At 70.0% G+C, this 21085-nt stretch carries 20 protein-coding genes; 12 read left to right on the plus strand and 8 right to left on the minus strand.

The features are described from left to right. Nucleotides 1–67: 67 nt before the first annotated feature. From phnG to HHL11_RS02620, 7 genes are all read left to right on the plus strand, one after another. Entirely contained in the window at nucleotides 68–520 is a 453-nt protein-coding gene (gene phnG / locus HHL11_RS02590) for a phosphonate C-P lyase system protein PhnG (RefSeq protein ID WP_169416843.1), read from the plus strand. Beyond that, nucleotides 520–1116 carry a phosphonate C-P lyase system protein PhnH gene (gene phnH / locus HHL11_RS02595; RefSeq protein WP_169416844.1) on the plus strand — a complete coding sequence of 199 codons (597 nt, stop codon included), beginning with the start codon at nucleotides 520–522 and terminating at the stop codon, nucleotides 1114–1116. Before phnG ends, phnH begins: the two co-directional genes overlap by 1 nt. A gap of 81 nt (nucleotides 1117–1197) precedes the next feature. Further along, on the plus strand, nucleotides 1198–2301 hold the full coding sequence (locus HHL11_RS02600) for a carbon-phosphorus lyase complex subunit (RefSeq protein WP_169416846.1): 1104 nt from the start codon (nucleotides 1198–1200) through the stop codon (nucleotides 2299–2301). Nucleotide 2302: 1 nt separating this feature from the next. After that, the gene (locus HHL11_RS02605; RefSeq protein WP_169416848.1) at nucleotides 2303–3190 is read left to right on the plus strand and encodes an alpha-D-ribose 1-methylphosphonate 5-phosphate C-P-lyase PhnJ; all 888 of its coding nucleotides are present in this window, start codon (nucleotides 2303–2305) and stop codon (nucleotides 3188–3190) included. Further along, a complete protein-coding gene (phnK, locus tag HHL11_RS02610) occupies nucleotides 3187–3990 on the plus strand; it encodes a phosphonate C-P lyase system protein PhnK (RefSeq protein WP_169416850.1) in 804 nt (267 codons plus the stop codon). Before HHL11_RS02605 ends, phnK begins: the two co-directional genes overlap by 4 nt. Then, nucleotides 3987–4682 carry a phosphonate C-P lyase system protein PhnL gene (gene phnL, locus HHL11_RS02615; RefSeq protein WP_169416852.1) on the plus strand — a complete coding sequence of 232 codons (696 nt, stop codon included), beginning with the start codon at nucleotides 3987–3989 and terminating at the stop codon, nucleotides 4680–4682. Before phnK ends, phnL begins: the two co-directional genes overlap by 4 nt. Before the next feature lie 10 nt (nucleotides 4683–4692). Beyond that, on the plus strand, nucleotides 4693–5832 hold the full coding sequence (locus HHL11_RS02620; protein ID WP_169416853.1) for an alpha-D-ribose 1-methylphosphonate 5-triphosphate diphosphatase: 1140 nt from the start codon (nucleotides 4693–4695) through the stop codon (nucleotides 5830–5832). A gap of 12 nt (nucleotides 5833–5844) precedes the next feature. Here the strand turns inward: HHL11_RS02620 and HHL11_RS02625 are convergent, their stop codons facing one another. Both HHL11_RS02625 and HHL11_RS02630 read right to left on the minus strand, forming a co-directional pair. Next, entirely contained in the window at nucleotides 5845–7125 is a 1281-nt protein-coding gene (locus HHL11_RS02625; RefSeq protein WP_169416855.1) for an MFS transporter, read from the minus strand. Between the two features lie 51 nt (nucleotides 7126–7176). Then, entirely contained in the window at nucleotides 7177–8178 is a 1002-nt protein-coding gene (locus HHL11_RS02630) for a MerR family transcriptional regulator (protein WP_169416857.1), read from the minus strand. A 112-nt stretch (nucleotides 8179–8290) separates the two neighbouring features. Between HHL11_RS02630 and HHL11_RS02635 the strand changes: the two genes are divergently transcribed. Next, nucleotides 8291–9271: a DUF1444 domain-containing protein gene (locus tag HHL11_RS02635; RefSeq protein ID WP_169416859.1), complete on the plus strand. Its 981-nt coding sequence runs from the start codon at nucleotides 8291–8293 to the stop codon at nucleotides 9269–9271. 5 nt (nucleotides 9272–9276) lie between these two features. Then, nucleotides 9277–10137 (plus strand): hypothetical protein, encoded by an 861-nt coding sequence (locus tag HHL11_RS02640; protein ID WP_169416860.1) that lies wholly within the window; start codon nucleotides 9277–9279, stop codon nucleotides 10135–10137. Nucleotides 10138–10140: 3 nt separating this feature from the next. Here HHL11_RS02640 and HHL11_RS02645 read toward each other — a convergent pair whose 3' ends face one another. The 5 genes from HHL11_RS02645 to HHL11_RS02665 are packed head-to-tail and all read right to left on the minus strand — an operon-like array spanning nucleotide 10141 to nucleotide 15152. Continuing rightward, the gene (locus tag HHL11_RS02645; protein ID WP_169416862.1) at nucleotides 10141–11553 is read right to left on the minus strand and encodes a DUF3943 domain-containing protein; all 1413 of its coding nucleotides are present in this window, start codon (nucleotides 11551–11553) and stop codon (nucleotides 10141–10143) included. 54 nt (nucleotides 11554–11607) lie between these two features. After that, nucleotides 11608–12636 (minus strand): pirin family protein, encoded by a 1029-nt coding sequence (locus tag HHL11_RS02650; RefSeq protein ID WP_169416864.1) that lies wholly within the window; start codon nucleotides 12634–12636, stop codon nucleotides 11608–11610. Between the two features lie 31 nt (nucleotides 12637–12667). Continuing rightward, nucleotides 12668–13144, minus strand: coding sequence for an FKBP-type peptidyl-prolyl cis-trans isomerase (locus HHL11_RS02655; RefSeq protein WP_169416865.1), 477 nt, complete (start codon nucleotides 13142–13144; stop codon nucleotides 12668–12670). Beyond that, nucleotides 13141–14346: an MFS transporter gene (locus HHL11_RS02660; protein ID WP_169419885.1), complete on the minus strand. Its 1206-nt coding sequence runs from the start codon at nucleotides 14344–14346 to the stop codon at nucleotides 13141–13143. Before HHL11_RS02660 ends, HHL11_RS02655 begins: the two co-directional genes overlap by 4 nt. A 29-nt stretch (nucleotides 14347–14375) precedes the next feature. Further along, nucleotides 14376–15152 (minus strand): fumarylacetoacetate hydrolase family protein, encoded by a 777-nt coding sequence (locus HHL11_RS02665; RefSeq protein ID WP_205964200.1) that lies wholly within the window; start codon nucleotides 15150–15152, stop codon nucleotides 14376–14378. 164 nt (nucleotides 15153–15316) lie between these two features. On the opposite strand from HHL11_RS02665, the gene HHL11_RS02670 reads away from it, so the two are divergent. Next, nucleotides 15317–17263 carry a DUF6600 domain-containing protein gene (locus HHL11_RS02670; protein ID WP_169416867.1) on the plus strand — a complete coding sequence of 649 codons (1947 nt, stop codon included), beginning with the start codon at nucleotides 15317–15319 and terminating at the stop codon, nucleotides 17261–17263. On the opposite strand, the gene fusA is transcribed toward HHL11_RS02670, so the two are convergent. Beyond that, entirely contained in the window at nucleotides 17260–19314 is a 2055-nt protein-coding gene (fusA, locus tag HHL11_RS02675) for an elongation factor G (RefSeq protein ID WP_169416869.1), read from the minus strand. The two genes, HHL11_RS02670 and fusA, sit on opposite strands and share 4 nt — an antisense overlap. A gap of 146 nt (nucleotides 19315–19460) precedes the next feature. Here fusA and HHL11_RS02680 point away from each other — a divergent pair, with 146 nt between their 5' ends. Together HHL11_RS02680 and HHL11_RS02685 are read left to right on the plus strand one after the other, a co-directional pair. After that, nucleotides 19461–19697, plus strand: coding sequence for a hypothetical protein (locus HHL11_RS02680; RefSeq protein ID WP_169416870.1), 237 nt, complete (start codon nucleotides 19461–19463; stop codon nucleotides 19695–19697). Between the two features lie 35 nt (nucleotides 19698–19732). Continuing rightward, complete coding sequence (locus HHL11_RS02685) at nucleotides 19733–21085, plus strand: glutamine synthetase family protein (protein ID WP_205964201.1); 1353 nt, start codon at nucleotides 19733–19735, stop codon at nucleotides 21083–21085.

Raw genomic sequence — 21085 nt, forward strand, 5'->3', positions numbered from 1 at the left:
CAGTCGGTCATGTTGGACGGTCGAAATGCGGCTCCGGGCCACTGTAGGCCGCGATCTAGACATCTGTATGACAGTGCAAGCCGAATCCCACGAAACCCGAAAGCGCTGGCTGGCCGTGCTGGCCCGCGCGCCGCGCGAGCAGCTGGAGCACGCCGTCTCCCGCAGCGACGCGCCGCCCCATGCGCTGGTGCGCGCGCCCGAGTGCGGCATGCTGATGCTGCGCGGCCGCGTCGGCGGCACCGGCGACGCCTTCAACTTCGGCGAAGCGACGGTCACGCGCTGCGCGGCCCGCATCGCCGACTTCCTGGGCGTCGGCTACGTGCTCGGGCGCGATCGCCGGCACGCCGAACTGGTGGCGGTGCTCGACGCGCTGCTGCAGGACCCCGCGCGCCAGCCCCGGCTGCTGGCCGAAGTGGTCGAGCCGCTGGCGCGCGAGCAGGAGGCTGCGCGCACCGCCCGCAGTCGGGAAGCGGCCGCCTCGCGGGTCGAGTTCTTCACCATGGTGCGAGGAGAAGCGTGATGAGCGCCGTCCCCGCTGCCGGCTTTGCCGATCCGGTCCACGACGCGCAGCTGGCCTTCCGCACGGCGCTGGAAGCGATGTCCCGCCCCGGCACGCTGCATTCGCTGGGCCAGCCCATCGAAGGCCTGCCGCTCGGCGCCGCGCTCGCGCAGTTGCTGCTGACGCTGACCGACGAAGACACGCCCGTGTGGTGGCAGCACGGCACGCCGGCGCTGCGCCAGTGGCTGCGCTTTCACACCGGCGCGCGCTCGGTGGATGAACCGGCTGAGGCCAGCTTCGCGGTGATCACTGCGGCGGCCGACCTGCCGCCGCTGGAGCGCTTCTGCCCTGGCACGCTGCAGGCCCCGGAGCATTCCTGCACCCTGCTGCTGGAAGTGCCCTCGCTCGCCGCGGGCGAGCCGCTGCAGGCCCGCGGCCCGGGCATCCGCGACAGCGCCACCTTGCGCATCGCCGGCCTGGCCGAAGGCTTCTGGGCCGAATGGCAGGCCAGCCACGCCGCCTTCCCGCAGGGCGTGGACATCTTCTTCACCAGCGGCAGCCAGGTGCTCGGCCTGCCGCGCACGGCCCGCATCGGCCGCTTGCAGGAGATTCAATGACCCCCACGCTTATCACTGCGTGTATTGCGCTGCCCCCCGAGGGGGCTTCAGCCCCCTTCGGGCGGCCGTGCGGAGGCTGACATGTACGTAGCCGTGAAAGGTGGCGCCGCCGCCATCGAAAACTCCTGGTCCCTGCTGGCCCGCCAGCGCCGCGGCGATCCCGCGGTGGCCGAACTGCAGGTGGAGCAGATCCTGCAGCAGCTGCCGCTGGCGGTGGACCGCGTCATGGGCGAAGGCTCGCTGTATGACCGCGAGCTGGCGGCGCTGGCGATCAAGCAGGCGGCGGGCGACCTGGTCGAAGCCATCTTCCTGCTGCGCGCCTATCGCACGACGCTGCCGCGCCTGGGCTACGGCGAGCCGCTGGACACGGCGAAGATGCAGCTGCAACGCCGCGTCTCCGCCACCTTCAAGGACGTACCCGGTGGCCAGCTGCTGGGTGCCACCTACGACTACACGCAGCGGCTGCTGGATTTCAAGCTGTTGGCCGAAGGCGGGCAAGCGCCCGCCCCGGCGACTACCACGCACGAAGTTCCCGCGGACATGCCGCGCGTCAACGTGCTGATGGCGCGCGAAGGCCTCATCGAGACGCCGCAGCCGCAGGCCGACATGCCGCCCGCCGACCTCACCCGCGAGCCCATGCTGTTCCCGGCCGACCGGCCCGCCCGCCTGCAGGCGCTGGCGCGCGGCGACGAAGGCTGGTTGCTGGCGTTGGGCTACTCCACGCAACGCGGCTACGCCAATGGCCACCCTTTCGCCGGCGAGATCCGGCGCGGCTCGGTGGCCGTGGAACTGGTGCCCGACGAACTCGGGTTCGCCATCGACATCGGCGAGGTCGAAGTCACCGAGTGCCAGATGATCAACCAGTTCGCCGGCAGCCGCGAAGTGCCGCCGCAGTTCACGCAAGGCTACGGCCTGGCTTTCGGCGGCAGCGAACGTAAGGCGATGGCGATGGCGCTGGTGGATCGCGCGCTGCGGGCCCGCGAACTGGGTGAAGACATCGTCGCGCCGGCGCAGGACGAGGAATTCGTTCTTTCACATGCCGACGTGCTGGAAGCCTCCGGCTTCGTGCAGCACCTGAAGCTGCCGCACTACGTCGACTTCCAGTCCGAGCTGGAACTGGTGCGCAGCCTGCGCGCCGCCCACGCCCGCGAAGCCGCTTCGGAACAGGAACAGAAGGCCGCCTGAGATGGACCAGCCCTACAACTTCGCCTTCCTGGACGAACGCACCAAGAAGATGATCCGCCGCGCCATGCTGAAGGCCGTGGCCATTCCCGGCTACCAGGTGCCCTTCGGCTCGCGCGAGATGCCCTTCGCCTACGGCTGGGGCACCGGCGGCATCCAGGTGACGGCCAGCCTGATCGGCCGCGGCGACGTGCTCAAGGTCATCGACCAGGGCGCCGACGACACGACCAACGCCGTCAACATCCGCCGCTTCTTCGAGCGCACCACCGGCGTGGCGACCACCGAGCGCACCGCCGAAGCGACGGTGATCCAGACGCGCCACCGCATCCCGGAGACGCCGCTCACCGACCGGCAGGTGCTGGTCTACCAGGTGCCGATGCCCGAGCCGCTGTTCCGGCTGGAGCCGCGGCGCGCGGAAGCGATCCGCATGCACGCGCTGGCCGAATACGGCCTGATGAACGTCAAGCTGTACGAGGACATCGCGCAGCTGGGCGCCATCTCGCGCACCTACGACTATCCGGTGCTGGTGAACGAGCGCTACCTCACCTCGCCCTCGCCCATCCCCAAGTTCGACAACCCCAAGATGCACATGAACCCGGCGCTGCAGCTGTTCGGCGCGGGCCGCGAGAAGCGCATCTACGCGATCCCGCCCTACACGCGCGTGCGCAGCCTCGACTTCGAGGACCATCCCTTCACCGTGCAGCGCTGGGAACATGCCTGCGCGCTGTGCGGCTCGCGCGCGAGCTTCCTCGACGAAATGATCGTCGACGACGCCGGCCGCCGCCTGTTCGTCTGCTCCGACAGCGACTTCTGCGGCGAGCGCCGCGACCAGGGCCACGCCGGCACGCAGCAGGCGGTGGAAATGCGCAACGTGCTGGAGGCCAGCGAATGAGCGAAGGACTCCTGGTGCGCGCCGACGGCCTCGGCAAGGCCTTCACCCGCAACGGCCGCACGCGCTGGGCCTGCCGCGACGTGCGCTTCGACCTCTGGCAGGGCGAGGTGCTGGCGGTGGTTGGCGAATCAGGCTCCGGCAAGAGCACCTTGCTGAAGCTGCTGGCGGCGCGCCTGCCCTGCGACGAAGGCGCCGTGCACTACGACGTGCGCGACACCGGCACCGGCGAGGGCGGGCTCAGCGATCTCGCGGCGTTGTCGGAGGCGCGCCTGCGCTGGCTGGCCCGCACCGACTGGGGCTTCGTCGAACAGCAGGCGCGCGAAGGCCTGCGCATGAACGTCTCGGCCGGCGCCAACATCGGCGAGCGGCTGATGGCGCTGGGCGCGCGCCACTACGGCCGGCTGCGCGGCGAGGCGCTGCACTGGATGGAGCGGGTGGAGCTGGACACCGAGCGCGTCGACGACCTGCCCGGCACCTACTCGGGCGGCATGCAGCAACGGTTGCAGATCGCCCGCAACCTGGTCACCCAGCCGCGGCTGGTGTTCATGGACGAGCCCACGACCGGGCTCGACGTTTCGGTGCAGGCGCGCCTGCTGGACCTGCTGCGCGAGCTGGTGGCGGACCTTCATCTTTCCGCCATCATCGTGACGCACGATCTGGCCGTGGCGCGGCTGCTGGCGCACCGCATGCTGGTGATGAAGGACGGCCAGGTCGTGGAACAGGGCCTCACCGACCGCGTGCTGGACGACCCGCAGCACCCTTACACGCAACTCCTCGTTTCCTCGGTGCTCACACCATGACGAACCCGATGCTGGAGGCCCGCGGCCTCGCCAAGAGCTTCACGCTGCACGGTCGCGGCGGCGTGCAGCTGCCCGTGTTCGCCGATGTCGACCTGCAGGTGCGCTCCGGCGAATGCCTGGCGCTGACCGGCCGCTCCGGCAGCGGCAAGAGTTCGCTGCTGCGCTGCCTGTACGGCAACTATGCCGCCAGCGCCGGCGAAGTGGGTGTGCGCCACCAGGGCGAATGGCTGGCGCTTTCGAAGGCGCAGCCGCGCGAAGTGCTGGCCGTGCGCCGCGACACCCTGGGCTACGTCTCGCAGTTCCTGCGCGTCATCCCGCGCGTGCCGGCGCTGGACGTGGTGGCGCAGCCGCTGCGGCAGCTGGGCGTGGGCATCGAAGAAGCGCGCGAGCGCGCCGGCGCCTGGCTGGCTCGCCTGAACCTGCATCCGCGCCTGTGGCAATTGCCGCCGGCCACCTTCTCCGGCGGCGAGCAGCAGCGCGTCAACATCGCGCACGGAATGATCGCCGCGCAACCCATCCTGCTGCTCGACGAGCCCACGGCTTCGCTCGATGCCGCCAACCGCGCCGTGGTGGTGGACCTGATCCGCGAGGCCTGCGCCCGCGGCGCTGCCGTCATCGGCATCTTCCACGACGAGGAGGTGCGCGACGCCGTCGCCACGGGCCGCCTCGACCTCGAAGCCTTCCGCACCTGAGACCCCAACCATGAACCAGCGCATCATCCGCAACGCGCGCATCGTGACCGCCAACGCCAGCTTCACCGGCTGCGTCGTGTTCGAAGACGACGTCATCCGCGCCGTCGACACCGGCTCCACTTCCGCCCTGGGCGCGGAGGACTGGGAGGGCGACTGGCTGCTGCCCGGCCTGGTGGAGCTGCACACCGACAACCTGGAAAAGCACCTGGTGCCGCGTCCGGGCGTGATCTGGAACGCGACCTCCGCCACCGTGACGCACGACGCGCAATGCGCCGCGGCTGGCATCACCACCGTGCTCGACTCCATCGTCATCGGCGACATGGACAACGGCGGGACCCGCAGCCAGACCTACCAGGTCTCCATCGACGCGCTGCATGCCTGCCGGCTGGCGGACCTGCTGCGGGTGGAGCACCTGCTGCACCTGCGCTGCGAGGTGTCGGCGGCGGACATCGTGGAGAACTTCGAGCGCTTCGGCAACGACCCGCTGCTGGAACTGGTGAGCGTGATGGACCACACGCCGGGCCAGCGCCAGTGGCGCGACCTGTCCAAGTACCGTCGCTACACGGAGCGCAACGGCAGCCTGCGCGACGACGAGTACGACCTGCTGGTGAGGGAGCGCACCGAGCAGCAGGCGCTGTATGCGGCCAGCCATCGCGCCAAGGTGGTGGCCGGCTGCCACGAGCGCGGCATCCCGCTCGCCAGCCATGACGACACCGAGCTGGAACACGTCGACCTCGCGATCGCGGAGAAGGTGCAGATCTCGGAATTCCCGACGACGGTGCGCGCGGCGCAGGCGGCGCGCAACGCTGGCATGGCCATCGTCATGGGCGGCCCCAACCTGGTGAAGGGCGGCTCGCATTCCGGCAACGTGTCGGCGGCGGAACTGGCGGAGCGCGGGCTGTTGGATATCCTGTCCTCGGACTACGTGCCGTCCAGCCTGCTGCAGGCGGCCTTCCTGCTGCGCAACGACCTGGACTGGGGCATGCCGCGCGCCATTGCCACGGTCACGCGCAATCCGGCGCAGGCCATCGGCCTCGCGGACCGCGGCGAGATCGCGCCGGGCCTGCGTGCCGACTTCCTGCGCGTGCGCGAGGTGGCGGGCATGCCCGTGGTGCGCGGCGCCTGGTGCCGGGGCAAGACGGCGTTCTGAGTGCCGGCCGGCTCACGCCGGCTGCAGCGCGTCGTCGATCCGCCGCACCGGCGACGCCACCCAGGCGATCGCCGCCACCGCGACCAGCAGCAGGCCGCAGGCGCTGAACAGCGTGGCCAGCGGCACGTAGTGCAGCACCCAGCCGGTGACGGCCGAGGCCAGCGGCACCAGGCCCATGAAGATGAACATGAACAGGCTCATGGCCCGGCCCAACATCGCCGGCGCGACGCGGCGCTGGATCCAGGTGAACACCGCCACCTGCATGAAGCCGCCCAGCACGCCGATGGCCAGCATCAGGGCCGCGCCCTGCGCCGTCGCCGTGATGTGGCCCATGGGCACGAACAGCAGCCCGATCACGACGTCGGCCAGCAGCAGGCGGGTGCCCAGCGTGCCAATGCGCAGGCGCCGCGTGCCGGAAACCAGCATCCCGAGCAGCGTGCCGCCACCGTGCGCGCCGGCCATCAGGCCCAGCGCCGAGGCGCCCAGCTGTGGAAGGCTCTGCGCCAGCACCGGCATCGCGATCTGCAGCGGCCCCAGCACCAGCAGCGCCACCGCCGTCCAATAGAGATAGCAGGCCTTCAGCTCGCGGTCGCGGCCGACGTTGCGCAGACCCTCGGCGATCGAGGACCAGAGCGTGGCGTTGGCTTTGGCCGGCGCGGGCGCCGCATGCAGCCGGACGCGCGCGAGCGTCCATGCCGACAGCGCGAAGCTGAAGGCATCGACCGCGAAGGCCAGGGCGATGCCGGTCGGCTGGCGCACCGAGCCGCCGCCGTCGCCGAACAGCGCGATCAGCAGGCCGGCGGCCATCGGCCCGATGAAGAAGCTCAGTTGGCGCAGGCCCATCATCATGCCGTTGGCGGCGCCCAGGAACTGGGGCTTCAGCGCGTGCGGCAGCATGGAGGTCCCGGACGGGATGCTGAAGGCGCTGGCCAGGCCCAGCGCGAGCGCCAGCGCATAGAGCGCCGGCAAGGGCAGCGCGCCCAGGTAGACGCCGGCGGCGAGCACCGCCAGCAGCACCGCGTTGACGTGCTTGGTCAGCATCAGCACGCGATAGGGCGAGAAGCGGTCGACCACCGCGCCACCGACCAGGATGAAGAGCGCGCGCGGCACGCCGATCAGCGCCAGCACGAGGCCGAGCGCCGCCGTGTCGCCGGTGATGCGCAGTACCAGCCAGGGCAGCGCGATCAGGGTGAACTGGTCGCCCAGCAGCGACACGGCGCTGCCGGCCATCAGCCAGCGGAAGTTGGGGTCGCGCAGCAGTTCGGCGCGTGGATTCGTCTTTGTTGTTTGCATGTGGATCCTCCTGGGACGGGATCCACTGTCAGGCCTCACGTTACGTGAGGGTCAAGCGCTTTCGCCGGCCGCTTGCAGGAAGCGTCGCACTGCCGGGCCGAGCGGATGCCCCGCCAGCAGCAGCGGATCGGCGAGGTGCATCGTCTGCAGCTTGCGGCGGATCGCGGGGTTGCCGCCGGCCGTGCGCTCGGTCAAGGCTTGCCAGCGGGCGAGCAGGGCCCGGGCCGGGCGGCTGTGCGGGCTGGCGCCGGCGGCCAGCAGCTTCTGCCCGGCCGCGTCGATGGCGGCGAACTCCGCGTCCGGCACGTAGCCCAGGACCTTGATCTCGGCCTCCTCGAAGTGCGTGCACAGCAGCCGGTAGCGCCAGGCGATCGCGCCCTCCATGTACGCGATCATGTCCGCCGGCGGCGCGCCGCGCATGCCGTGCGCCGAGGGTTCCTCGCGGTACATCGCGCCCCAGCGTTCCATCAGCGCGAAGTCGCCGCGCATCCAGCGCATCATCAGCTGCATCCAGCGGCGCGTGAGCGCCTGGCCCTGCGGCGAATCGATCGCGCCACCGGCATCCATGTGCGCCCGCACCTCGGGCTGCAGGGCCAGCCATTCGCGCTCGATCTCGGCGTAGCGGGTGAAGATGGACTTGAGTTCGTCGGCGCTGAAGTACTTGTCGAGAGTCGCCATCCGCGCCAGGCTCTCCACCCAGTCGGCGATATCGGGGGACTTGCCGGCCAGGATGCCCTTGCGCAGCAGCGCCAGCCGCTCGTGCAGCTCGGTGGCTTCGCGGATCTGCCGCTGCAGTGCCCGCATCTGCTCGTCGATGATCGCTTCGGGCTGCGCGTGCCGGCCCTCCAGCAGCGGCCCGATCTCCGCCAGCGGCAGCCGCAGGTAGCGCAGGGCCTGGATCGCATGCAGCCGCGCGACGTCCTGCGCGTCGTACATGCGGTAGCCGGACTCGCTGCGGCCCGAAGGCTTCAGCAGCCCGATCTCGTCGTAGTGGTGCAGCGTGCGCACCGTGAGGCCGGTGCGCCGCGCGAGTTCGCCGACCTTCAGGTGCATGGGTCGGCAATTATCGTCGGGCGTTCCAGGCGCTGTTGCGTTTCCGCCATTCGGCGGAGACGGTTGATTCGACACTGCAGCTAGCATCGTTCTCCATCATCCGGAGGAGACGATGGGGACGAAGGAGCCCGCGCGCGAGCGCGGCAACCTGCTGGTGCAACTGCAAGCCTGGCCCTGGGACCGCGTGCCGCGCGAAAGCCTGGTGCCGCCGCCGCAGGGGGGGACCGAGGCCGTCGCCTATGGCTTCCTCGGCGACATGCAGCTGCGTTTCGTGTTCGACGAACCCGGCGTCGCGACGCCGGCCGTGGTGCGGCCGCAGGACCTGTTGCGGCTGGAACTGCAGCCGCCGCAGGCCGTGGCGCATGCGGTGGCCAACTTCCGCCGGCTCGCCGGGCCGCCGCAGGTCGCCTCGCTGGGCAACGGCGTCTACTCCCTGCGAGGCCAGCATCGCGACTACGATCCCTGCTGGCTGCTCGATCGCACCTTCTGGCGCGCCCAGCTCGCCAAGTTTCCGCAAGGCCTGCTCGCGGCCCTGCCGCGGCGCGGCATGCTGATGTTCGTGCCGGCTGGCGACCCCGCCTCCGAAGGCGAGCTGTCCCGCCAGGCGACCCGCTTGCTGGCAAACGCCGGCGATGCCGCGCTCTCGGCTTGCATCTACCGCTTCGACGAGAAGGGCTGGCATCCGCATGCGGAGCTGGCGCGGCCTGCGGCGCCGCCACCGCGCGCGGATGACGACGACGACGCGCCGCAACCCGGCGCCGAGGAAGCGGACCTGGAAAAGGCTGCGCGCGGTCAGCGCATGCTGGTGTTCAGCATCCTCGGCGGCTTCGTGCTGAACGCTCTCGAATATGGCGCGAACGTCTCGCCCGTGCTTGTGCTGGCCCTGAGCCTCGCGCTCACCGTCTACAGCCTGCTCGGCGTGCTGCGGCTGGCCTCGGGCCTGCGCCGCTCGGTGGGCGCCAAGGTCGCCTGCATGGTGCTCACCTTCCTGCCGCTCGCGAACCTGCTCACCTGGATCGTGCTGAGCGTGCAGGCCACGCGCGCCCTGCGCGCCGCGGGCTGGCGCGTGGGCCTGCTGGGAGCGCGGGAGTGAGCCCCATGTTCGCCCTCTGGCTGGCCCTGCTTCCCTTCTTCGTCCTGCCCGCGAGCGCGCTCCTGGGCGGCGTCTGCACCTGGCTGGCCTTGCGCCGGCAGGAGCCGGGAGATGGCCACTTGCTGGGCTTCTTCCTCGCGGCCACCCTGTTCTTCGTCGGCGCCTCGCTGGCCGTGCCGCGCAGCGACTGGTTCCGCGAGCGCTTCGACCCGCAGGTGAGGGCCGACCGCGTGGTCATGGCCGACCCGGTGAACGCCGCGCTGCGCGACACCAAGCCCTGGGAATGGGAAAAGCTGCAGCCCTTCGTGCAACAGGCCGCGGTGGGCGGCATGCCACCGCCGCAGATCCTGGCGCGCACGCGCGAGCAGCAACTGCCGCTGGTGCGGCATTACCTGCCCTTCGCCTTCGGCACGCCCGTGCTTCGCTATGCCGAGGCAGTGCTGCCGGCGCTGCAGGAACTGAAGGCGCGTGACCCCGCGCTGTGCGTGCGGCTGGCGTGGAAGAACGGCGGGCCGGCTTTCCCGGTCGCTGCGCAGCTCAGCCCCGAAACCGGGGCCGCCTACCAGGACGCCGCGGGCCTGGTGGTGCGTCGCGCGGAACTCGATTTCAGCAAGAGCCGCGACGCGCGCAACGCCGACCCGGTCGCAGCGCCGGTGGAGATGCGCGAAGTGCAGCTGGCCTACCGCGCGATCCTCGACGAGCTGCAGCCGCAACATGGCGACGTCGTCGCCAAGCTGCGCTCGCGCGAGGTCGCGCAGCTGGAGCCGGCCGCCGCCTGCGACGCCACCATCGCCCTGTTCCGCCGCGCGCTGGACCAGGACCGGCGCGTCGCTGCGCACTTGCTGTCAGATTTCCTGCGCGATTAGGCTCTACTCGTCGACGGTGCCGAAGCGGTCCTGCCCGAGCAGCGTGTAGAACACGCCGACCGTGCCGCGGGTCTGGCTGCGGTCGCCCAGGTCGGGGTATTGCGCGTCGCGCCGGTTCCACAGGTACTTCACGCTGATCGCGTGCGGTCCGCGGATGCGCCACGTGTAGCCAATGTCGGCCCGCACGATGTTGTCGTGGCCGCCGCGCGAGCCGGGCACGATGTCGGTGACGAAGTACTCGCGCGCCGTGATGTCCAGCGCCCATTGGTCCGCGTGGATCAGGCGGCCGGCCAGCAGGGCCTGGGGCGCCACGCCGTAGTGGTAGTCCTGGTCCGAACCGCCGGCGGTGCTGTTGATGGTGCCGACGGCCGCATAGCCCACGCCGGCCGTCCCGGTGCCCTGCACCACCCAGTCGCCGTTGCGCCACTGGCCGGTGGTGCCCAGCGACAGCGCCGTGGTGGAGATGCGGAAGATCTGCGGCGAGATGTAGTCGTAGCTGCCGTACAGGCCCCAGATGCCGCGGTAGTTGCGGCCGGCCCGGTAGTTGGCGCCGGCCAGCATGCCGCGCGTCATCACGTTCTCGAACCAGTTCGCCGTGGTGGCCGTGGCCTGGAAGGCGAAGTAGTCGAACGGGTTGCGGTACTGGTAGTCCTCCTTGCCCGGCATGCCGTAGTCCAGCGAGAACTGCGCCTGCGCCTCGTTCCTCACCGTGGCGGTGGAGTTGCCCTGCGAGGTCTGCGTGCTGCCCATCACGCCGAGGTCGACGCGGCTGTAGTAGGGCGCGCCGCGGCTGCTGAACACGGTGGCGGGCCCGCGTCCCTGCAGGTAGCGGTTGAACGCGGTCGAGGGGGAAGCCACGGCTGCCACGGTCTCGCGCCAGAAGGGCGACATGCCGCCGCCCTGTTCCAGCAGCAGGTTGGCCATGCGGAACAGCGACTCGCCGAGGAAGCTGCCGCCGATGCCGGTGGAGATGAGGTCGTTGCGCGAGGGCGGCGTGGTCTCGCCGGCGATCTCCCACAGCGCGCTGCCGGCAATGGCGGCGCCGCCCGACTCCCAGAAGTTGAAGCCGTTCGAGCGCGCGAAGCCGTAGTACATCGAGCCCGAGTAGGGGTGGCCGAGCTGGTTGACGCTGAAGGGATCGTGGTCCACGACCCAGCTGTGGTGCAGGTTGCGACGGATCGAGTCCATCGTCACGTGGTAGTCCTCGCGGTCGCCGCTGGCACCGCAACAATAATTGAAGCGGTTCAGCAGGACCTGGAAGCCGACGATCTCGGCCGCCACCAGGCCGGGGTCGCGCCAGTGCGGCAGCTGCGGTTGGTCCTGGACCTCGCGGGGCGCTTCCTGCGCGAAGGCGGTGACGGTGGCGAGCAGCAGCGAGGCTGCGATGGCGAGCGGGCGAACAGCTGAGGCTGGCATGGCGGGCACTCTAGGTGCCGCCATCCCGCCCCACCTGTAGGACCCGATGCCGCCTCAGGCGGGGACTTCTTCGCGTCCGTCCGGGTACTTCGCGAAGCGCTTGGGCTCGCTGCCGTGCACCGGCGCGGAATCCGCAAAGCTCCAGCCGCCGAACTGCGTGCGGCGGTAGTCCTGCATGGCCTGCATGATCTCGGCCTGCGTGTTCATCACGAAGGGGCCGTACTGCGCGACCGGCTCGCCGATCGGGCGCCCTTGCAGCATGAGGAACTCGCACACGCTGTCACCGGCCGCGATCGCGACTTCCACGTCCGCTTCCAGCGTGATGGCCGCGGGCCCTTGCACTGCCTGGCCGCCCACATGGGCCGCCGCGCCCTTGAAGAAGTAGAGCGTGCGCTTCGTGCCCGCGAGAGTTGCAGGAGGAAGCGAGAAGCCCGCGCCCGGCTCCAGCCGCAGCGTCCAGATGGCGACGTCGCTTTCGGCCTGCGCGGCCCAGGAATCGGGCGGCGCAGCCAGCGGCTGCAGGTCGCCGTAGCGGCCGGCGATGACGGCCACTTCGGTCTTGCGGCCGGCGGCATCTTCGACCACGCGGCGCGGCATCTGCTCGTTCCAGAACATGGTGAAGTGCGGGTCGGCCATCTTGCTGCGCTTGGGCAGGTTCAGCCAGATCTGGAACAGCTCCAGCGGATTCTCTTCAGCGGTCTGGAGCAGCGGGAACATCTCCGAGTGCACGATGCCCTTGCCCGCGGTCACCCACTGCACGTCGCCGCCGCCGAAGCGCGCGACCGCGCCCAGCGAGTCGCTGTGGTCGATGAGGCCCTTGCGCACGATGGTCACCGTCTCGAAGCCGCGGTGCGGGTGCGCGGGAAAGCCCGGCACCGTGTCGCCGTGGTACATGCTCCAGCCGTCCTTGCGGCTGAAGTCCTGGCCGATGTCCCGCCCGGCCAGCGACACCGCCGGCCCCATCTGGCCGTTGCCCTTGGGATAGGCGTCGTCGTGATAGGCGCAGAACAGGAAGGGATCCGCCGTTTCCCAGGGGAAACCGAGCGGACGCACCGCGAGGACGGGAGAGGTCGGAGTGGTCATGACGAACTAGATGAGGGCGCCGCGCCCGCGATCAATGGTGGTGCCCGTGCTCCCCGTGCACGTGCCGGTGCTCGATCTCCTCGCCGCTGGCCATGCGCACGCCGGTGACCATCAGCGTGAACTTGAGCGACTTGCCGGCCAGCGGGTGGTTGCCGTCCAGATGGACTTCCTGGCCCTTGATCTTCATGACGTGGAAGACGTGCGGCGTGCCGTCGTCGGTGCGGCCTTCGAGCTGGCCGCCGACCTTCACGCCCGGCGGGAATTCGCTCTTGGGGATGACGCGCAGCAGCGCTTCGTCGCGCTGGCCGAAGGCGTCTTCGGGCTCCAGCGCCAGGGTCACCTGGTAGCCGGCTTCCTGGCCTTCCAGCGCTTCCTCGATCTTGGGCAGGGTGTTCTCGTAGCCGCCGTGCAGGTAGACCATGGGGTCCTTGCTCTGCTCGATCAGCCGCCCGTTGCTGTCGGCCACCTTGTATTGCAGGGTGACGACGGTGTCCTTCGCGATTTTCATGGCGCCGATTGTGACGGTTCGGCCGTGACCGTGCTGGGGCCGGGCAGATAGCGGTACAGGCAGGCGCCCAGCACCAGGAAGAAGCAGATGGTGAAGAACACGGCCGCGTAGGTCTCGGCGTGCAGCGCCGCGGCGGCCGACGCAGCCAGGCCGGTCAGCCACTGCATCAGCGCGACGCCCAGGAACATGGCCATCGTGAACACGGCCATCGCGCGGCCCGTCATGCGGGCCGGGTAGGTGGCGCGCACGTCCGCGTACTGCATCACCATGTAGCCGGACACGATGCCCACGCCCAGTGCCAGCGTGATTTCCAGCCAGGCCGGCAGCGCGAAGGCAAGCAGCGCGAACAGCGCGGCGCAGCCGATGGTGAAGTTGCCGATCCAGGTGCGGCGCCGCTGCGCGTCGCCCGGGTCCAGGCGGCCGAACAGCGGCGGCCCGACCATGCCCAGCACCGAGATCGCCAGCGCCACGTTGCCGGTCTGCACCAGCGAAAAGCCGTAGCGGTCGATCAGCACCGGCCCCAGCCACAGCCCGCGCAGCGACAGGAAGGACGCATAGGTGAACAGCGCCAGGCCGATGATGCCGGCCGTCTGCGGCAGCCGGAACAGTTCGCCGTAGCCGCGCAGCGCGGCCATCACGTCGAGGCGCTCGCCCGTGCGGGCCGGCGCTTCTTCGCGCACGAACAGGAAGATGGCTAGCCAGGCCAGCGCCGCGCAGGCCGCCAGCGCCACGTAGCCGGCACGCCAGCCCCAGGCCTGGATCACGAGGGCGAGCGGTGTGCCCGTGAGCAGCAGGCCCACCGAGCCGATGCCCAGCGCAGCGCCGTTGACGGACGCGTATTGCCCGGCGGGGAAGCGCCGCGCAATGAACACCGTGCAGGCCAGGAAGGCCGGCGCGCAGCCGATGCCGGTGAGCGCCTGCCCGAGCAGCAGGCTGGTGAAGTCGTGCGAGCTGGCGGTGACCAGCGCGCCGAGGATCGTCAGCGGAAACACCGCGACCACCGTGCGCCGCACCCCGTACAGGTCGATGCCCATGCCCATGAACAGCTGCAGCGCGCCGAAGGCGAAGTGGAAGGCGCCGGCGAACAGGCCCAGCTGCTGCGGCGTGAGCGCGAAGGCTTGCTGCAGCGGCGGCGCCATGATGGCGGCCGCGGTGCGAAAGGCCTGGCTCAGGGCGAAGCCGCCGACCAGGACCAGCAGCATCGTCCAGGCCGTGCGCTTGGACGAAGACGTCACAACTGGACTTCCGCTTCGCCGATCCCCTCGAAGGCCACGTGGACGCGATCGCCGGCCTGCGCCGGCAGCAGGCCGCACCAGGTGCCGGTGGTCACCACGGTGCCGGCGGGCACCGTCGCGCCGTGCCGCGACACGTGCCGCAGCCAGGTCGGCAGCAGCCAAGTGGGGTCGCCCAGCGTGTGGGTGCCGCGGAAGGCCTGCGGCGCGCCGGCGCCGATGCGCACCACGCAGTCCTGCTGCGCCCAGTCGCGCGCCACGAAAGGCTGCCACGCTCCGAACACGAAGGCGCCGTGCGATTGCTGGTCGGCCAGCTTCAGCAGCGCCGGCGCCTGGCGCACGTCGCTCCAGCGCGAGTCGACCAGCTCGATGGCGACGGTCATGGCATCGACCAGCGACGCGGCCTGCTCGTGCGTCAGCGCGGCGGCCTGGGCCGGCGTGACGTCGCGGGCCAGGCGCAGCGCCACTTCCGCCTCCACTTGCCGCAGGTTCAGGTGGAAAGCGCCGGCGCGCGCCGGGCTCGCCCAGATGCCGGCATCGGGCATGGGCGCGTGGGTGAGGACGGCCTCGCGCGAAGGACCGCCCGATTTCCAGTGGCGGGGCACGCCGGGCGCGAACCAGCCGAGCTCGCGCGCGACCTGGTCCTGCACCGCGTAGGCGGCTTCGGCATCGGGCAACAGGCCGGCGAGCGGGGCGGCGGGGACGGGTTGGCGCGAGCGGCGCGCTTCACAAACGGCGGCGACGACGGGACTCAGGACTTCGGTGGGCACGTTCATCTCTCGTTCAGTTGGAAGGCTGCATTGTGGCGGGGCAGGCGGCCGTAACAAAATCACGGAAGAGCTTGCACGTACATACCGGCGTTGCGGCCTTTACGCCGGGTTTACCAGATGGGTCCACGCTCGTGCGTTGAGAGACCATGGATCGTCATCAGGGGGTCGCCATGCATTACCTCGCTACCTACCGTTTCTGGGGCAGCCTGTTCGCTGCCGTCTTCCTCCTTGGCACCGGCGCTGCGTTCGCGCAGCAGGAGGGCGATCCGCCCGGCCGCGTGGCCGTCGTCACTTACCGCGAGGGCAGCGTCGTGTTCGCGCCGCAGGGCGACGAAGAGTGGGTGACCCTGCCCCAGAACCGGCCGCTCACGCTGGGCGACCGCCTCTGGACCGATGCCGGCGCCCGCGCCGAAGTGCAGCTCGGCTCCGCCACGGTCCACGTCGCCTCCGAAAGCCACCTGGGCATCGCCGCGCTGGACGAGCGGGCGGCGCAGTTCATCCTGATGCAGGGCACGGTCAATGCGCGCGTGCGCGAGGTCACCCAGGGCGAGAACTTCGAGATCGACACGCCCAACCTCGCATTCCGGGCGAACCAGCCGGGCGACTACCGCATCGACATCAGCCCCGACGGCGGCGAGACGCGCGTGGTGGTGGACAGCGGGCTGGCGACCGTCTTCGGCGAAGGCGGCCAGTCCATCAACCTCGGCGCCGGGCAGCAGGCCAGCTTCGCCGGGCGCTACCTGGGACAGGTCGCCGGCACGCCGTTCCGCGCCGATGGCTTCAGCCAATGGGCGGCCGAGCGCAACCGGGCCGAAGACGCTTCGGCGGCGGCGCGCAATGTGCCGTTGGGGGTGGTCGGCTATTCGCAGCTGGATGCCTACGGCAGCTGGTCGCAGGACCAGCAGTACGGCGAGGTCTGGTACCCGGCGGTCGCGCAGAGCGACTGGGCGCCCTACCGCTATGGCCGCTGGGAGTGGATCAGCCCCTGGGGCTGGACCTGGATCGACGACGCGCCCTGGGGCTTCGCGCCTTTCCACTACGGCCGCTGGACGACGATCGGCAATCGCTGGGCCTGGGTGCCGGGCCGCATGGTGGCGCGGCCGGTCTATTCGCCGGCGCTGGTGGCCTTCATGGGCAATGGGTCATCGCAAGGCATCGGCTGGTATCCGCTGGCGCCCGGCGAGGCCTGGTGGCCGACCTATCGCGCCTCGAACCGCTACGTGGGCTTCGCCAACTTCAACATCAACCTGAACGCGTATCCGCGCCAGTTCGACAACCACCAGTTCCGCCAGCGTTCCTGGGCGCAGACCTCGCTGCGGGAGGACGACTTCCGCGGTGGCCGCGGCACGCGGGGTCGATGGCAGCCGGTGCTGCCGGGCAGCTTCAGCCAGCCGGGCGTGGTGCCGCCGCGGCCGGAACGCCAGCGCACCAGCGTGCAGCCCGGCGCCGCGCCGCGGCTGCAGGTGGCGCCGCCGGCCGGCACGGGGTCCGGAATGCCCAGCCGCTTCTGGGGCGGCAACCGGCGCGAGCCGCTGGTGGCTTCGCCGCAGCAGCAACCACCGGCGCCGGCGCAGCAGCCGCACTTCGTGCAGTCGCGGCCGCAGCATCCGGTGCCGCTGGACCAGCCCGGCGTGGTGCAGACTCCGCAGCGCTTCGCCCAACCCGCGACGCCCCAGCAGGTGGCGCCAAGCAGCGCTGCGCGCGAGCAATGGCAGGCGCAGCGCGAGCAGGACCGCCTGCAGCGCGAAGCCAACCGGGCCGCCCGCGACCAGCGCCAGCAGGCCGAAGCGACCCGCCACCAGCAGGAGCAGCAGAACCTGCTGCAGCGCCAACAGCAGGACGCCGCGCGCAACCAGGAGGCCATCCGCCAGCAGCACGAAGCGAACATGCAGCGCATGGACGCGCAGCGCGAGGCCTTGCGGCGGCAGATGGAAGAAGCCGGTGTGCTGCAGCGCCAGCAACAGCAGCAACTCCAGCAGCAGCAACAACAGCAACTGCAGCAACAGCAGGCGCGCCAGCGCCTGCAACAGCAGCAACAGCAAAGGCCGGAGCGCGACGCCGACGACCAGAACAACCGCGGCCAGGGTGAAGGCCGCGGCCGCTCGAACCGCGGTTAGCCTTCGTCCTTCACCTTGTACTGCGACGCCAGCTGCGCCTGCACGTTGGCCGGCACCGGCTCGTAGTGGCTGAAGGCGATGGTGTAGCGGCCCTGGCCGCCGGTCAGCGAGTTCAGGCGCGACTGGTAGCTGGACAGCTCCGATAGCGGCGCCTGCGCCAGCACTGTCAGTGCGCCATCAGTGGCAGCCGCGGTGCCGCTGACCTGGCCGCGCCGGGAGGCAAGGTCGCCGGTGATGTCGCCCATGTTGTTCTCGGGCGCCGAGATCTCCACGTTGACGATCGGCTCCAGCACGCAGGGCCGCGCGGCCTGCACGGCGGCGATCAACGCCTTCTTGCCGGCGGTGACAAAGGCGATTTCCTTGCTGTCTACCGTGTGGTGCTTGCCGTCGTACACCGTCACCTTGAGGTCGACCACCGGATAGCCGGCCAGCACGCCCTGCTCCATGGCCTGGCGCACACCCTTTTCCACCGCCGGCATGAAATTGTAGGGGATGGCCCCGCCCTTCACCTCGTCGGAAAACTGGAAGCCGCTGCCGCGCGGCAGGGGTTCGATGCGCAGGAAGACCTCGCCGAATTGGCCGGCGCCGCCGGTCTGCTTCTTGTGCCGGTGGTGGCCCTCGGCCGGCGCCATGATGGTCTCGCGGTAGGCGATCCGCGGCGGCCGCGTCTCCACCTGGCAGTTGTGCACGTCGGTCAGGCGTTCCAGCAGCGTGCGCAGGTGCAACTCGCCCAGGCCGTAGACCACCGTCTCGTTGGTGCCGGTGGCCTGCTCCACCCGCAGGCACGGGTCTTCGCTGATCAGCTTCTGCAGGATGTCGTGCAGGCGCTGTTCGTCGCCGCGCCGCTTGGGCTCGATCGCCAGGCCGTGCACCGGCACCGGGAATTCCAGCGGCTTCAGGTGGATGGTGGCGTCCTCGGCGGCGTCATGCAGCACGGCGTCGAAGTGCAGTTCCTCCACCTTCGCAATCGCGCAGAGATCGCCCGGCACCGCCTTCGCCACCTCCTTCACGTCCTTGCCCTGCAGCATGAAGAGGTGGCCGACCTTGAAAGGGCGGCGGCCGTCGCCCACGTAGAGCTGGCTGTCGCGCGTGACGGTGCCCTGGTGCACGCGGATCACGCCCATCTTGCCCACGTAAGGATCCTGCGTGACCTTGAAGACGTGGGCCAGCACGTGCTTGTCCGGGTCGGGCAACGCCTCGATGGGTTTCGCGTCGTCGCCGGTGCCTTGCAGGAATTCGGGCGGGTTGCTTTCGGTCGGGTCGGGCAGCAGGCGCTCGATGACGTCCAGCAGTTCTTCCACGCCGACCCCGGTGCGCGAGGACACGAAGCAGACCGGGATGAGGTGCCCTTCGCGCAACGCCTGCTCCAGCGGCGCGTGCAACTCCTCGGGGTTGACGTCGCCTTCGTTCAGGTAGCGCTCGACGAAAGCGGCATCGACTTCCACCACCTGCTCCACCAGCGCGCGGTGCGCGGCCTCGACCGAGGAGAAGTCGGGCGGCGGGCCTTCGTCCTTCAGCTTCCAGAAGCAATCGAGCACCTGCTCGCCTTTCTGCGAGGGCAGGTTGACCGGCAGGCATTCCTTGCCGAAAGCTGCTTGCAGCTGCTGCAGCAGGTTGCCGAGGTTGACGCCCTGCGCATCGATCTTGTTGACGATGATGATGCGGTCGCGTCCGCGCTGCCTGGCCCATTCCATCATGCGCACCGCCATCGGCTCGATGCCGGTGGACGCGTTGATCACGACGGCGGCGGTTTCCACCGCTTCCAGCGCGGGCAGCGACTGGCCCAGGAAGTCAGGGGCGCCGGGCGTGTCGACCAGGTGGGTGAGGATGCCGCGGTGTTCGACGTGCAGCAGGCTGGTGTTCAGCGAGCGCAGGAAGCGTTTTTCCAGCGGGTCGTAGTCGGAGGCAGTGCTGCCCTTTTCGACGCTGCCGGGCGCGCCCACCGCCCCGGCTTTCCACAGCAAGGCCTCGGCCAGGCTGGTCTTGCCTGCGGCGCTGGGCCCCACGAGGGCCACGGTGCGCCGGGCGGCGATGTCGCGATGAGAAGCCACGGGACCTCCGGCAACTTCAGGGAGGGACCATCCTACGGCCCCGGCGCGCGGCCCGCAATGACGTCAACGCGTGGTTCGGGCGCTGTCCTCCGGTGTCCGACGGCGCGTTCGGCGATGTCCTACACAATGTGAGCGCAAGCTCGCTCATGCTGGACCGTATGCCCGACAGGAATCGCAAACATCCCGGGGGCCGGCCTGAATTCGAAGTCGCGTACTACACCAAGGAGCTCGGCAGGACGCTGCAGCGCCAGCTGCTGACGCAGCAACTCGCGCAGCTGAGCGAAGGCAACGGCAACCGCAATCTCCGTGACGAGGGCGTAGCGCCCGATGCCGCGACCCCTTCACCACTTGACGACGGCGCGGACCCCCGCGCCCGGCCGTAGCCTGCTAGGATTTTCCCGAAGCCGGGAGAATCCACTTGGTCAACCATCCTGCCCTCGCCGAACTGAAGAAGGAAGGCGCCACCAAGGTGAAGGTGGCGGTGAGCGACATCGACGGCGTGCTGCGCGGCAAGTACCTGCACATCGACAAGTTCGAGGGCGCGGCCGAAGGCGGCTTCGGCTTCTGCGACGTGGTGCTGGGCTGGGACATGCTGGACGTCACCTACGACAACACCAGCGTCACCGGCTGGCAGCATGGCTACCCCGACGCGCTCGCCCGCGTCGACCTCGACACGGCGCGCCGCGTCCCCTGGGACAACGGCGTGCCCTTCTTCCTCGGCGAGTTCGTCAACGCCGACGGTTCCCCGCATCCGGTGTGCCCGCGCCAGACCTTGAAGCGCGTGCTGGCGCGCGCGGAGAAGCTCGGCTTCCAGGTGATGACGGGCATGGAATTCGAGTGGTTCAACTTCCGCGAGACGCCACACACGTGGGCCGCGAAGAACGGCGCGCCGCCCGAGCCCATCACGCCCGGCATGTTCGGCTATTCGCTGCTGCGCATGGCCGACAACCCCGGCTTCTTCAATGCGCTGATGGACGACATGCTGGCCTTCGGCGTGCCGATCGAAGGCCTGCACACCGAGACCGGCCCCGGCGTGTACGAGGTGGCCATCGGCTTTTCGAGCGCGCTGGAGCAGGCCGACCGCGCCATCCTGTTCAAGACCGGCGCGCGCGAGATCGCCAAGGGCTACGGCATCATGCCCAGCTTCATGGCGAAGTGGAGCCAGAAGTACCCGGGCTGCAGCGGGCACATCCACCAGAGCCTGTCGGACGGCAAGAAGAACCTGTTCTTCGACGGCGGCAACGCGCGCAGCATGAGCCCGCTGTTCGAGAGCTACCTGGCCGGGCAGGTGGCCTGCATGATGGAGTTCGGGCCGATGATCTGGCCCACCATCAACAGCTACAAGCGGCTGGTCGACGGCTTCTGGGCGCCGGTGAAACCCACCTGGGGCATCGACAACCGCACCGCCAGCTTCCGCGTGATCGCCGGCTCGCCCAAGGGCACGCGGCTGGAGACGCGCTGCCCCGGCGCCGACGTCAACCCCTACCTCGCAATGGCTGCCGTCATCGCCGCCGGACTGCATGGCGTGGAGCAGGGCCTGAAGCTGACCACGCCGCCGATCACCGGCACCAACCAGGGCAGCGAAGGCGTCGCGCGGGCGCCGCGCACGCTGATCGAGACCACCCGCATCTTCCGCGAATCGCGCATCGCCCGCGACTGGCTGGGCGACACCTTCGTCGAACACTTCGCCGCCACCCGCGAATGGGAATGGCGCCAGTGGCAGGACGGCGTGACAGACTGGGAGCTCAAACGCTATTTCGAGATCATCTGA

It is taken from the genome of Ramlibacter agri (genome assembly GCF_012927085.1).
In the GTDB taxonomy this organism is placed as follows: domain Bacteria; phylum Pseudomonadota; class Gammaproteobacteria; order Burkholderiales; family Burkholderiaceae_C; genus Ramlibacter; species Ramlibacter agri.

What these genes read in the sequence shown, in the direction of transcription:
- phnG (WP_169416843.1), top strand. Translation starts at nt 68, where the DNA reads ATGACAGTGCAAGCCGAATCCCACGAAACCCGAAAGCGCTGGCTGGCC.
- phnH (WP_169416844.1), top strand. Translation starts at nt 520, where the DNA reads ATGAGCGCCGTCCCCGCTGCCGGCTTTGCCGATCCGGTCCACGACGCG.
- HHL11_RS02600 (WP_169416846.1), top strand. Translation starts at nt 1,198, where the DNA reads ATGTACGTAGCCGTGAAAGGTGGCGCCGCCGCCATCGAAAACTCCTGG.
- HHL11_RS02605 (WP_169416848.1), top strand. Translation starts at nt 2,303, where the DNA reads ATGGACCAGCCCTACAACTTCGCCTTCCTGGACGAACGCACCAAGAAG.
- phnK (WP_169416850.1), top strand. Translation starts at nt 3,187, where the DNA reads ATGAGCGAAGGACTCCTGGTGCGCGCCGACGGCCTCGGCAAGGCCTTC.
- phnL (WP_169416852.1), top strand. Translation starts at nt 3,987, where the DNA reads ATGACGAACCCGATGCTGGAGGCCCGCGGCCTCGCCAAGAGCTTCACG.
- HHL11_RS02620 (WP_169416853.1), top strand. Translation starts at nt 4,693, where the DNA reads ATGAACCAGCGCATCATCCGCAACGCGCGCATCGTGACCGCCAACGCC.
- HHL11_RS02625 (WP_169416855.1), bottom strand. Translation starts at nt 7,125, where the DNA reads ATGCAAACAACAAAGACGAATCCACGCGCCGAACTGCTGCGCGACCCC.
- HHL11_RS02630 (WP_169416857.1), bottom strand. Translation starts at nt 8,178, where the DNA reads ATGCACCTGAAGGTCGGCGAACTCGCGCGGCGCACCGGCCTCACGGTG.
- HHL11_RS02635 (WP_169416859.1), top strand. Translation starts at nt 8,291, where the DNA reads ATGGGGACGAAGGAGCCCGCGCGCGAGCGCGGCAACCTGCTGGTGCAA.
- HHL11_RS02640 (WP_169416860.1), top strand. Translation starts at nt 9,277, where the DNA reads ATGTTCGCCCTCTGGCTGGCCCTGCTTCCCTTCTTCGTCCTGCCCGCG.
- HHL11_RS02645 (WP_169416862.1), bottom strand. Translation starts at nt 11,553, where the DNA reads ATGCCAGCCTCAGCTGTTCGCCCGCTCGCCATCGCAGCCTCGCTGCTG.
- HHL11_RS02650 (WP_169416864.1), bottom strand. Translation starts at nt 12,636, where the DNA reads ATGACCACTCCGACCTCTCCCGTCCTCGCGGTGCGTCCGCTCGGTTTC.
- HHL11_RS02655 (WP_169416865.1), bottom strand. Translation starts at nt 13,144, where the DNA reads ATGAAAATCGCGAAGGACACCGTCGTCACCCTGCAATACAAGGTGGCC.
- HHL11_RS02660 (WP_169419885.1), bottom strand. Translation starts at nt 14,346, where the DNA reads ATGCTGCTGGTCCTGGTCGGCGGCTTCGCCCTGAGCCAGGCCTTTCGC.
- HHL11_RS02665 (WP_205964200.1), bottom strand. Translation starts at nt 15,152, where the DNA reads ATGAACGTGCCCACCGAAGTCCTGAGTCCCGTCGTCGCCGCCGTTTGT.
- HHL11_RS02670 (WP_169416867.1), top strand. Translation starts at nt 15,317, where the DNA reads ATGCATTACCTCGCTACCTACCGTTTCTGGGGCAGCCTGTTCGCTGCC.
- HHL11_RS02680 (WP_169416870.1), top strand. Translation starts at nt 19,461, where the DNA reads ATGCTGGACCGTATGCCCGACAGGAATCGCAAACATCCCGGGGGCCGG.